The organism is Limnohabitans sp. (assembly GCF_046052825.1).
Classification (GTDB): domain Bacteria; phylum Pseudomonadota; class Gammaproteobacteria; order Burkholderiales; family Burkholderiaceae_C; genus Limnohabitans.
The window spans coordinates 1-11132 of record NZ_JAVLFP010000058.1 but is presented as its reverse complement, the minus strand read 5'-3'; the positions used below and the strand labels follow the sequence as shown (position 1 = coordinate 11132).

General features: G+C 58.4%; 8 protein-coding genes. 2 read left to right on the top strand and 6 right to left on the bottom strand.

What is annotated here, in order from left to right:
• The first annotated feature begins 2 nt into the window (after positions 1 to 2).
• Entirely contained in the window at positions 3 to 971 is a 969-nt protein-coding gene (locus ACKWJN_RS09785; protein ID WP_408596429.1) for an AEC family transporter, read from the top strand.
• Positions 972 to 1028: 57 nt separating this feature from the next.
• Here ACKWJN_RS09785 and priA read toward each other — a convergent pair whose 3' ends face one another.
• The 4 genes from priA to ACKWJN_RS09765 form a co-directional block, all read right to left on the bottom strand.
• Positions 1029 to 3119, bottom strand: coding sequence for a primosomal protein N' (gene priA, locus ACKWJN_RS09780; protein ID WP_408596427.1), 2091 nt, complete (start codon positions 3117 to 3119; stop codon positions 1029 to 1031).
• A gap of 348 nt (positions 3120 to 3467) precedes the next feature.
• Positions 3468 to 4574, bottom strand: a complete 1107-nt coding sequence (hemE, locus tag ACKWJN_RS09775) for a uroporphyrinogen decarboxylase (RefSeq protein WP_408596425.1) — start codon at positions 4572 to 4574, stop codon at positions 3468 to 3470.
• Positions 4575 to 4646: 72 nt separating this feature from the next.
• Complete coding sequence (locus ACKWJN_RS09770) at positions 4647 to 5069, bottom strand: CoA-binding protein (protein ID WP_408596423.1); 423 nt, start codon at positions 5067 to 5069, stop codon at positions 4647 to 4649.
• Between the two features lie 29 nt (positions 5070 to 5098).
• Positions 5099 to 7219: a protein-disulfide reductase DsbD family protein gene (locus ACKWJN_RS09765; RefSeq protein WP_408596421.1), complete on the bottom strand. Its 2121-nt coding sequence runs from the start codon at positions 7217 to 7219 to the stop codon at positions 5099 to 5101.
• A 118-nt stretch (positions 7220 to 7337) separates the two neighbouring features.
• Between ACKWJN_RS09765 and ACKWJN_RS09760 the strand changes: the two genes are divergently transcribed.
• A complete protein-coding gene (locus ACKWJN_RS09760; RefSeq protein ID WP_408596419.1) occupies positions 7338 to 8186 on the top strand; it encodes a creatininase family protein in 849 nt (282 codons plus the stop codon).
• Here ACKWJN_RS09760 and ACKWJN_RS09755 read toward each other — a convergent pair.
• Both ACKWJN_RS09755 and ACKWJN_RS09750 read right to left on the bottom strand, forming a co-directional pair.
• The gene (locus ACKWJN_RS09755) at positions 8177 to 8845 is read right to left on the bottom strand and encodes a histidine phosphatase family protein (protein WP_408596417.1); all 669 of its coding nucleotides are present in this window, start codon (positions 8843 to 8845) and stop codon (positions 8177 to 8179) included. The two genes, ACKWJN_RS09760 and ACKWJN_RS09755, sit on opposite strands and share 10 nt — an antisense overlap.
• A 10-nt stretch (positions 8846 to 8855) precedes the next feature.
• Positions 8856 to 10760: an ATP-binding cassette domain-containing protein gene (locus ACKWJN_RS09750; protein ID WP_408596415.1), complete on the bottom strand. Its 1905-nt coding sequence runs from the start codon at positions 10758 to 10760 to the stop codon at positions 8856 to 8858.
• Positions 10761 to 11132 lie beyond the last annotated feature (372 nt).

Sequence of the window (11132 nt, the reverse complement as noted above, 5' to 3'; positions counted from 1 at the left end):
GTGTGCTCCACGTTTTATCCGTTACCTTTCCTTTTTTCGCGCTGGTGTTGGCCGGTTACGTGGCCATTGCGCGGCGCATGTTGCCCTTAGAGGCGATCGCTGGCCTCAATGGTTTTGTGCTTTATTTCGCATTGCCTTGCATGTTGTTTCGGTTTGGCTCTGGCTCGCCGATTGCGCAACTGCTCGACCCCACCTTGTTTTTGTCTTATTTGCTGTGCGCCTTGCTGATGGTCGGTTTTTCGGTGGCGGTGAGTTTGAATTCACGCATTCGGTGGAGCGATGCAGCATTTGGTGCGTTGGTGGCTGCTTTTCCCAACACAGGTTTCATGGGCGTGCCTTTGTTGGTGGCCTTGCTGGGTGCAGGAGCAGCAGGGCCCGCCATTGTGACCATCGTGGTGGACTTGGTGTTCACCACTTCTTTGTGCGTGGCTTTGTCTCGTCTGGATGGCGCTGACGAGCATGGTGCAGCAAGGGCCGCCCAAAATGCCCTCAAGGCGGTGTTGGCCAACCCCATGCCTTGGGCCATCAGTTTGGGCGTGTTGGCCTCGGCCATGTCCTACGAGCTGGTAGGACCCTTGGCCAAGACGGTGGGACTTTTGGCAGACTCGGCTTCTCCGGTGGCCTTGTTCACCATTGGTGCCGTGTTGGCGCGCTCTCAGCAGTTGTCCCGAGCCACGGATCACCCGCCCATCTTGCTGCGAGACTATGTGTGGATCGCCGGCTTCAAGTTGTTGTTGCATCCGTTGCTGGTGCTGTTGGTGTTGTCTTCGGTGATGGCCTTGGGTTTTGACATGGACCGCTTCACCTTGGTGGTGGTGGTGTTGGTGGCGGCTCTGCCCAGTGCCAGCAATGTGGCGTTGTTGACGGAGCGGTTTGGTGCTGACACCGGACGTGTGGCGCGCATCATCTTGGTCACCACCGTGGTGGCATTCTTTACTTTTTCGGGTGCCGTGGCCTTGCTCCACGCTTGAGTGATCTGAGCCCAGTGGGGACAAGGCTGGGCTTGCTGAGGGACTTGGCCCTGTCCTTCAAATGGCCAGGGGGTCGACATCAATGGCCCAGCGGATGACCTGCTTGTGCTGGCTGCGCAAGGTGTGCAATTGGGCTTGCCAATGGTTGAGGAACGCTTGCAACGCTTTGCGGGAGGTGCATTCCAGCAGCATTTGTGCACGCTCCACGTTGGCCACCCGCTGAATGGCCATGGGAACTGCGGGGTAGATGTCGACCCGTGCTTGGTCTGCCTCGGCTGCACCTGCGTCACGCGCCGCCGACAAAAAGTCTTGTGCTGCTTGCTGGCTTCTTGCCTCGGCCCGCACCAAGGCTTGAAAGCTAAAGGGCGGCAAATTGGCTTCTTGCCGTTCTTTGAGTTGTTGGTGTGCAAACGCCGGGTAGTCGTGTTGCTTGAGGGCCTCAAACAGCGGATGCTGCGGGTGAAAGGATTGCACCCACATTTCGCATGCTTGGGTCAGGCTGATGCTGGCGTCGCGACCGGCGCGCCCCGCGGCTTGCATCAGCAGACTGAACAAACGCTCTGGGGCACGAAAGTCACTCGAGAACAAAGCGCCGTCCGGGTTGAGTGCCGCGACCAAGGTGACGTGTCGAAAGTCATGTCCTTTGGCAATCATTTGCGTGCCGACCAAGATGTCGACCGCACCCGCGTGCACCTCGGCCAGCTGCCGCTCTAGCTCGCCTTTGAGGCGTGTGCTGTCGGCGTCGATGCGGGCAATGCGCAGGGGCGCGCCATCGGGGCGGCGCACATCGGCCAGCAATTCGCCCAAGTGTTCTTCCAGTTGCTCGGTGCCACGCCCCAAGGGGCTGATGTCTTGGTTACCGCAGCTCGGACAGGCCCGTGGCACACCTTGGGTGAAGCCACAGTGGTGGCAGCGCAAGGTGCGGTCGAGCTTATGAAATACGCGGTAGGCGCTGCAATGTGGGCATTCGCTTTTCCAGCCGCAGTCGGTGCAGTGCAGCACGGGTGCGTAGCCACGACGGTTGAGCAAAACCAAGATTTGCTCACCTCGGGTGACGCGCTCGCGCATGGCGTCGAGCAGATGGTTGGAAAACACCGTTTTGTAGGGTTGTCGGTTCATGTCCACACGGCGCACCAAGGGCAGAACGCCCTGGCCAACTCGGGAGGGCATGTGCAAGCGCATGTAGCGGCCGGCTGGCTCTGAATCGGTGCTGGGGCGGCTGTGGTGCCAGCTTTCGAGTGAGGGGGTGGCCGAACCCAAAATCACTTTGACGTGTTCCAGCTGCCCGCGATAAACCGCCAAGTCGCGGGCAGAGTAGCGCGCGCCCTCTTGTTGTTTGTAGCTGGGATCATGCTCTTCGTCGACCACGATCAATTGCAAGCCAGGCAGGGAGGCAAACACCGCCATTCGCGTGCCCAGCACGATGCGCGCTTGGCCGCTGTGCGCGGCCAGCCAGTGGTTCAGGCGTTGGGCTGGCGTGAGGCCACTGTGCATGGTGACCAAACAAGCCTCGCCCCACAATGGCGCAAAGCGTTCACGAAAGCGTGCTTCGAGTTGGGGTGTCAGGTTGATTTCTGGGACCATCACCAAGACTTGTGCGGCGGGGTCTCGTGTCAACACTTCGTGGGCTGCGCGAAGGTAGACCTCTGTTTTCCCACTCCCCGTGCTGCCAAACAGCAAGAAGGGGCCTGTGTGGGTTGCAATGTGATCCAAAACCTGCGCCTGCTCAGGGGTAGCGTGCGGCACAGTGGGCACCGCACGTGGTGCAGACGCGTTGGCTTTGAGTTTTCGCTTGAGGCGCCTTGCCCATTGTTCTGCGCTGAGTTCACGCAGTTGGTTGGGCAAGGCCGCCAAGGCCACTTCGCCCACGCTGCGTTGGTAATAGTGCGCCGTGAAAGTGACCAGTTGGCGCCAGTTGGGGCTCAAGGGCGTCATGCCCTCCAGGCAATGGCTGATGGGGCGCAGGGCGATGTCTTCTGACAACTCGGTGGAATCGCTGTCCCAGACGACGCCCAACAGCTCCCGCGACCCCAGAGGCACGCGTACCAGGGTGCCAGGAGGCAGCGAGGTCGGACTGTCGTAGGTCAGTGCTGTACCCAATCCGCTGTGGGCGGGGGTGTGAACCATGACAGGGGTTGGGTGCGACATGTCAAGCGGCCAGTTGGGTGCGTTTATTCATGAAAACTTTGAAAAAGCCGCTTAAGTTGTTGATTCTCATGGCTTTCATGGCTAACCCAAGGTTTGTGTGGATAACTTTGTTGATATCTCTGCTTGACCATGGCCAAAGGCCCGAAAAATAAGGCTTTGGTCAAACTGCCCGAAAAAAAAGCAATCCTGTAAACCTATATGAATCAACGAGTTACAGAAATCGATGTTGTTTCTTTTGGCCACATCAGAAAACTTCAACTTGGTGCGATGTACTCATCATTTTGTGCATAAGTCGAAGTTTCAAGAGGTTTTTTTTAACCGTTTCTGGATGATGTCGACTTTTTTGGGTTATGCATTTCGGAGTTTGCGAGAGTGCTGGTGCACGGTCTCTACCAGCACTGCCACGTTGTCCGGCGGTGTGTATTGGCTGATGCCGTGACCAAGGTTGAAAATGTGCGTAGGGCCTGTGGCGTTGGCATCGGTGTGGGGCCGGCCAAAGGCATCCAGGACGCGGCGTGCTTCGGCTGCAATGGCGTCAGCAGGGGCAAATAACGCGTTCGGGTCGAGGTTGCCTTGCAGCGCTTTGCCAGGACCGCCCACCGTGCCGCCGACTTGTGCCCGGGCGGTGCTGAGATTGACGGTCCAGTCCACGCCAAGGACTTCGCAGTCGAGCGCGGCCATGTCGGGCAGCCACAATCCGCCGCCTTTGGTGAACACCAAGCGGGGAATGATGGCACCGTCGTGTGAACGTTTGAGTTGCGACAGCACGCGCTTGGTGTAGGCCAAGCTGAATTGCTGGAACATGCCATCGGCCAGTACGCCGCCCCAACTGTCAAAAATCATCACGGCTTGCGCACCCGCCTCGATTTGGGTATTGAGGTACAAGGCCACGGCATCGGCGTTGATGGCCAAGATGCGGTGCATCAAATCTGGGCGGCTGTACATCAGGCTTTTGACTTGGCGGTAGTCGTCTGAGCCGCTGCCTTCGACCATGTAGCAAGCCAAGGTCCAGGGGCTGCCTGAAAAACCAATCAAGGGCACCCGGCCGTTCAAGGCTTTTCGAATGGAGGTGACGGCGTCAAAGACATAGCGCAGCTTGTCCATGTCTGGGACAGCCAATTCAGCGACAGCGGCTTCGTCGCGGACATGCTTGGCGAATTTGGGGCCTTCGCCTTGGGCAAAGCTCAGTCCTAAGCCCATGGCGTCGGGCACGGTCAAGATGTCGCTGAACAGGATGGCGGCGTCCAGTGGGTAGCGTTCCAGTGGCTGCAAGGTGACTTCGGTGGCGAAGTCGGTGTTGGTGGCCAAGCCCATGAAGCTGCCTGCCTTGGCGCGGGTGGCGCAGTATTCGGGCAAGTAGCGACCCGCTTGACGCATCAGCCAAATAGGGGTGTGGTCGGTCGCTTGACGCAAGCAAGCGCGCAAAAAGGAGTCGTTTTGGAGTGGTGCAAACATGGCCCCATTGTCGCCCAGCCGGGGGTCCCAGCCCTGTGTGGCGATGGCAGGTGGCGGACTGGTTGAGACGGCTCAGGGGAGGTGACGACCCCAGCGCGCGTGCTCAACCATCAGGCAGCGGTTTTGAACCACCCACAGACCGGCTTGTCTTGCAAGCGTTGCGGCATCGGCGTGGGAGATGCCGATTTGCAGCCACAGGGTTTTGGCGCCAATGGCGATGGCTTCGTCGGCGATGGGCGGGATGTCTTGGGCGTTGCGAAAGCAGTTGACCATGTCGATCTGCGCATGTTGTGCAGCTTCGCTCAGGCTGGCATAGGCGCGTTCTCCCAGCACTTCTTTGGCCAGCGGGTTGACTGGGATGATGCGGTAGCCATGCGATTGCATGTACTGAGACACCCGGTAACTGTCCCGGTGTGGCTTAGGCGACAGCCCCACCACGGCGATGGTGCGGCACTGGCGCAGGCATGGATGGATGTCGAGTTGTTCAGGGCTCATGGGTGTTGGTGCCAGTCTTGCGCCTGGGGCTATGGCAGTGTGGCAAGCGCCTCGTGAATTTGGCTGGCGCTGAGCAACTCAGACAAGACAAGGGGTGCCCGTCCCGGAGCATAGAGAACATAAACGGGTACGCCGCTTCGACCCAAGGCACTCAGCGCTGCGGTGATGGCTGGGTCACGCCGCGTCCAGTCGGCACGCAGCAAGTTCACCTGATGGGCTTGGAAGTCGGCCAAGACACTGCGGTTGCCGAGCGTGGTTTTTTTATTGATTTGACAGGTCACGCACCAAGCTGCGGTGAAGTCCACAAACACGGGCTGGTTCTGCGCCAGGGACTGACGCACCTTGGCTTCGGACCAATCTTGCCACGCGCTTGTAGGTGCGTTCGCCGCGTGGGTCGTTGGGGCGGAGTCTGGGGTGGTTGCCGATTGGAGCGATTGCACCCAAGTTGTCCCCAACCCAGCCAAGTACAAGGCAAACAGCACTTGCAAAACGCGTCCTCCTCGGGTGCGAAACCGGGCGCTCCACACCAGCGCCGACAGACCGAGCAGCCAAGCCAGCAGCAAGGTGCTGACATCGAGGTTGCTTTGCTGGCCCAGCACCCACAGCAGCCACACCACGGTGGCGAGCATGGGAAACGCCAACAGCTGGCGCAGCATGAGCATCCACGGACCGGGATGGGGCAGGCGGCGCGCCACAGCAGGCCACCAGCTCGCGAGTAAGTAGGGCAGGGCCAAGCCAAGCCCCATGCTGGCAAAGATCGCCAGGGCTTGAGGGGTGGGCAAGGTCATGGCCAAACCGAGGGATGCACCCATGAAGGGCGCAGTACAGGGGGATGCGATGGCAACGGCGAGCACGCCTGAGAGCAAGGCGTCGCTTGCCGGGTGACTGGCTTGGAACGAAAGCCAGGATGAGGGGAGCACTTGCCCAAGTTCAAGCAGGCCCCACAAGTTGAGCGCAATCAGGGTGAACAGCAGGGCCAAGGCGCTGACCACCCAAGGCGACTGCAATTGAAAGCCCCAACCGAGTTGTTCACCCGCGGCGCGTAGCGCCAACACACCCGAGCCCAGCAGCAAAAAGCTGAGCACGACCCCTGCGGTGTAGGCCAGTCCAGCGATCCGATGGGCTCGTTGCTGGCGGCTGTGTTGGGCAAAACTCAGCACTTTGATGGCCAGGATGGGCAGCACACAGGGCATGAGGTTGAGGGTCAGTCCGCCGACAAAGGCGCCTGCCAAAGCCCAGACAAAGCCCCACAGCCCTGCCTCATGAGGCTGTTCTGGTGAGGCTGCCGGAGCGCTGCTTGTCACGGGCCCATCTGGCAGGGCGGGCCAGTCTTGCTGGAGAGGAATAGCGAGCGAAAAGCCTTGCTGGGAGGGGCCTTGACCGTCGACCAACAACAAGGGCAGCGTGGGGGGGGCGGTTTGGCGCAAACTGCTCAGCGGCAGCCGGGCGCTCCATACCGCGCCTTGCCATGACTGACTTGCGAAGGGGTGTTGATCAGCCGCTGACTCCAGAATGTCGGCCGTTTCAGGAAACACAGCCAAACGATGGCCTTGGAGCGCCGCTGGCAAATCACTGATTTGCAGCGTGATGAACTGTGTCTGGTTTTGAATGTCAAAGTTGGCTTGCGTCTTGTCAGGGTTCACTGGGCGTGGTTGCTGGGCGAGGACGGCTTCAAACGCACGGGACATTGGCGCATGGCTGGTTTGCGCGGGCAGGCTCAGCCGAAAGTCACCTTCTTGGGGGATGCACTCGAGCCGACAGACCAACCAGTTGGCGTGCAAACCAATCTCCAGCGTGGTGCTTGCTTTGAAGTTTGGTGAGAGAGTCAAAGGCACTGCGAGCAAGACCTCGCGGTCATAGCCGTAGTTGGTGAGGCTGCCAGCTCGCAATTTGTGGGGCAGTGGCCAAGCGATGGCGCCGGCTTGAACCCCCGCAGGAAGGTGCCAGTTGAGCTGCGTGGGCAGACCCGAGTCACCTGGATTGCGCCAGTAGGTGTGCCAATCGGGCTGGTGTTGCAACAGCAAGCCCACCCACAAGGGTTGGCCAGCTTGTACGCCGTTGGGTGCGTGGACCACCAATTCGGCGCGTACTTGTGGTGTGGTGACCACGGACCCCTGTGACCAGGCAGATGCTGCCAGTCCAACGCCCATGATCAAAAGGATGGACCGCCGCATCGCTCGCCACAGATGCGTGAGGATTGACAAACAAAGGTTGCGAGAGTTGTCGAGCATGGGGGAATGGTAACGAGGCAGCCGATAAGATGTGGGCATGGACGCCACTACCCCACCTTCTGACACCGCAGCGCAGGCTTTGTTTCGCTGGGCCAATATGTCTTCGTTGCAATTTGCTTCGCTTGATCCTGCACGCGCCGTGGCTGTGCTGCCCCTGGGGGCGACTGAGCAGCATGGGCCGCATTTGCCGTTGTCTGTGGACACCGTGCTGGTGGACGGGGTGGTGAGCGCTGCCTTAGCCCATCTGTCTGAACAAGATCCTGTGTGGGTGTTGCCCACCCAAAGCCTTGGGTTGAGCACCGAGCACATGGCGTTTGCTGGGACCTTGACCTTGTCACCCCAGACGGTGATTCAGCTTTGGTGCGACATTGGTGCGTCGGTGGCGCGTGCGGGCTTCAAGAAATTGCTGTTGTTCAACGCGCACGGTGGCAACGTCGGGTTGATGGATGTGGTGGCGCGAGAGTTGCGTGGCCAGCATGGCTTGTTGGTCTACAGCAGCAGTTGGTACAACTTGCCCTTGGATGCTGCTGCGATGCAGCCGTTTTCTGCTGATGAGCAACGCTTTGGCGTGCATGCGGGTGACATGGAGACGTCGATGATGCTCGCGCTCGCTCCCGAGACCGTGAAGATGGCCTTGGCCCAAAACTTTGAGTCGACGTCCCGCCTGCGTGCCGCCCAGTGTGCGGTTCTGGGCGATGGAAAAAGCGCCAAGTTGGGATGGCATATGCAGGACTACAACCCCCAGGGGGCGGCGGGCAATGCTGCTGCGGCTACTGCCGCCAAGGGACACGCCTTGGTCACGAGTGCGGGCGAGCAATTGGCGCGTTTGCTCCAAGAGCTGATGGCCTTGCCTTTGTCGACCTTAGCCCCGTTGCCTCAGGCGTAAGTGACCCACTCCTTGTGGCTTGGTGTTTCCAAGTGAGGGATGGTGTTGAAAGAGAGCAGGCTGTGGCGCTTGGGGTTGAAGTTGAATTCACACACAGCGCTGTTGCGCAGCCGCAGGTTCAATTCAATGATGCTGTCGACTTCCAGATTCAAGACATGACCCACGGCCATGGAGATGGGGCCACCACTTGAAACCAGCAGCACGTTGCCTTGGTGCTGCTGACGTATGTGATCCAGTGCACTGGTGATGCCTTGTAAGAATGCTTTGTGGCTGGACATTCCCTCGGGTTGGGTTTGGCCTGTCATCCAGGCTTTCAGGCCTTGACGGAGCAGGCGAAAGTGCTCGCGATACCCCTCGGGCGTGGTCGGTTTGATGAGGGGGCCTGGGTGCACGCTGCGAATGACGGCCTCACTGTCGTACTCGTTCAAGCCAGGCCACAATGTTTCTTGGTGCGATGCGCCCAGCCCTTGCATGATGCCTTGAAATGTTTGTCTGTGGCGTTTGAGGGTACCAGTGAAGACGGCATCAAAGCGCAATCCTTGGGCGCGCCAATGTTCACCTAAGCGCTGCGCTTGAAGAGCCCCTAAGGGACTGAGTTGGTCATAGTCGTCGGCACCCAAAGAGGCTTGGCCGTGTCGCACGAGGTAGAGCTGTCCCATGGGTCTTCTCTCAGGTGGGGGATGAAAGCACTTCCCAGCGCTCTAGCGCGTGCATGAGTGCGGTTTCAATTTCGCCATCACGCGCATGCAGCTGGGCCACGCGGGCGGGGTCATTGGCATACACCTGTGGGTCTGCCAGGGCAGCTTGTGTTTGCTTTTGTTCTGCTTCGAGAGTGCTGATGAGCTCTGGCAGCGCGTCGAGCTCGCGTTGTTCTTTGTAGCTCAGTTTGCGTGGCTTAGACGTGGAGGCGTTAGCCGTTTTTCCGGCTGCAGAGGGTGTCGCGGTCGTGCCGGGTTTCGTGCCTGCCGATGTCGAGGTCTCATTTGCGGCCAGGCCGCGTGTGCGGGCTGATTGAATCAGCCAGTCTTGGACACTGCCCTCGTATTCGCGCCAAAAGCCGGGATTGTCTGGCGTGCCTTCAAACACCAGTGTGCTGGTGGCGACGTTGTCCAAGAAGGCGCGGTCGTGGCTGACGATGAAGACTGTGCCTTTGTAGGTTTGCAGCAGCTCCTCAAGCAATTCCAAGGTGTCGATGTCGAGGTCGTTGGTGGGCTCGTCCAAGACCAATACATTGGCGGGCCTGGCAAAAAGGCGAGCCAACAGCAGGCGGTTGCGTTCGCCCCCTGACAAGGAGCGCACTGGGGAGGTGGCGCGAGCTGGCGAGAATAAAAAGTCGTCTAGATAGCTCTTGACGTGCTTGCGTTGGTTGCCTATTTCAATCCATTCACTGCCGGGGCTGATGAAGTCCTCTAGCGTGGCATTCATGTCCAGGGCATTGCGCATTTGGTCAAAGTAGGCCACTTGTAAATTGGCACCTTGACGTACTTTTCCGCTGTCGGGCTCGAGTTCGCCCAGGATCATCTTGAGCAGGGTGCTCTTGCCGACGCCGTTGGGACCGATCAAGCCAATCTTGTCGCCGCGCAGGAAGGTGGCTGAAAAGTTGTTCGCAATGACCTTGCTGCCAAATGCTTTGTGGATGTCAGTGAGTTCAGCGACGATTTTTCCGCTTTGTGCACCGCTTGCCACGTCAAGTTTGACGCGTCCCACCGCATCACGCCGGGCTTCTCGGCTGGCACGCAGCGCTTCAAGTCGTGCAATGCGGCTTTGGCTGCGGGTGCGCCGTGCTTCAACACCTTTGCGAATCCAAATTTCTTCGCCAGCCAACATTTTGTCTGCTTTGGCGTTGATCACAGCTTCTTGGTTGAGTTGTTCTTCTTTTTGAGTTTGGTATTGCGCGAAGTTTCCGGGGTACGACAACAAGTGACCACGGTCTAATTCAACGATGCGTGTGGCAACCCGATCCAAGAAGGTCCGGTCGTGGGTAATGGTCACGACGCTGCCTTTGAAGTCAATGAGCAAACCTTCTAACCACTCAATGCTGTCGAGATCCAAGTGGTTGGTGGGCTCATCCAACAACAACACATCGGGTGCCGTAACAAGTGCTTGAGCCAAGGCCACGCGTTTTGCGGTGCCGCCTGAAAGCGCACTGATGCGCGCGTCGGGGTCTAAATGCAAGCGGTGCAGCGTTTCCTGAACGCGCTGCTCCCAGTTCCAGCCGTCGAAAACCTCAATTTCATTTTGAATGGCATTCAAGTCCCCTTCCCCGAGTGAGTACTGATCGATCAGTGCAATCACGCGTGAAAGGCCGGAGCTGACCGCTTCAAATACAGAGCTTGCATCATTCAGCTGGGGCTCTTGGGCTACATAGGTTACCCGGAGCCCTTGTTGAACGCGCATGTCCCCATCGTCGGGCTTTTCCATGCCAGCAAGAATCCTCAGGAGCGAAGATTTTCCTGCTCCATTGCGCCCGATGAGGCCCACCCGTTCGATTGGCTCAAGTGAAAATTCTGCATGGTCAAGCAGTGCGACGTGCCCAAATGAAAGTTGGGCTTGCTGTAATGAAATAAGAGACATGCTTGATTATCGATGCCGCCTGATACGGCCTTGAATGCACCCCTGAACAGTCCAGTCGTTCTTGAATTAAGGGCATTCGCCTCGGTGCATAGTAAAAATTTCTCTGCCAGCTCCAAACTAGTGCTATACTCTTGGGCTTGGCTGGAATAAGCATGCAAGGTAAACGCCAAAATGCAAAACAGTCAAAAGTAAAAAATTTTAAAAAATTCTTTACGCAACGGCAAAAACCGTTGTATACTGCAAGGCTTCGCTGATCGCGGCGAAGTTACCCGAGAGATTGGGTTGGATCCTTAACAAAATACAGCCGATAAGCGTGGGCGTTTGATGGCGATTGCCAAGTTCTTCGGAACTATGTCTTAACTGACATACAAA